The 770-nt window shown below is 50.3% G+C and carries 1 protein-coding gene; it reads left to right on the forward strand.

The features are described 5' to 3' along the window. The coding region (locus ACTL4S_RS16430; protein WP_441299682.1) for an NAD(P)/FAD-dependent oxidoreductase at positions 1–770 on the forward strand (770 nt) is incomplete at both ends.

The raw sequence follows: 770 nt of genomic DNA on the forward strand, positions 1-770 counted from the left end.
GTGGTGCGCTGGTTAGGCCAGAAAGCCGAAGAACTGGAAGTGTCGATCTTTCCGGGCTTTGCCGCGTCTGAAATTCTGTATCATGCCGATGGTACAGTCAAAGGCATCCAAACCGGTGATATGGGTATTGGTAAAGATGGCGAACCAACGCATAACTTTACCCCGGGTTATGAACTGCATGCCAAATACACAATTTTCGCTGAAGGCTGTCGTGGTCACTTAGGTAAACGTCTGATCCAGAAGTTCAACCTGGACAAGGACGCTGATCCGCAACACTACGGTATCGGCATTAAAGAGCTTTGGGAAATCGATCCTGCCAAGCATAAACCGGGTCTGGTGATGCACGGTGCCGGCTGGCCACTAAATGAAACTGGTTCTTCAGGTGGCTGGTGGTTATACCATGCTGAGAATAACCAGGTGACTCTGGGCATGATCGTAGATCTGTCTTACACCAACCCGCATATGTATCCCTTCATGGAAATGCAGCGCTGGAAAACCCATCCATTGATCAAGCAGTATCTGGAAGGTGGTAAGCGTATTTCTTATGGTGCGCGTGCTGTGACCAAAGGTGGTTTTAACTCATTACCAAAATTCACCTTCCCGGGTGGTTCTTTGATTGGTGATGATGCCGGCTTCCTGAACTTTGCCAAGATCAAGGGCTCACATACTGCGATGAAATCCGGCATGCTCTGCGGTGAAGCGGTATTTGAGGCGATTGCGGCCGGTGTAGAAAAAGGCGGTGATCTGGCGGTGGCACGTGTGGCTGAAGG

Source organism: Acinetobacter lwoffii (assembly GCF_052078135.1).
In the GTDB taxonomy this organism is placed as follows: Bacteria; Pseudomonadota; Gammaproteobacteria; order Pseudomonadales; family Moraxellaceae; genus Acinetobacter; species Acinetobacter lwoffii_Z.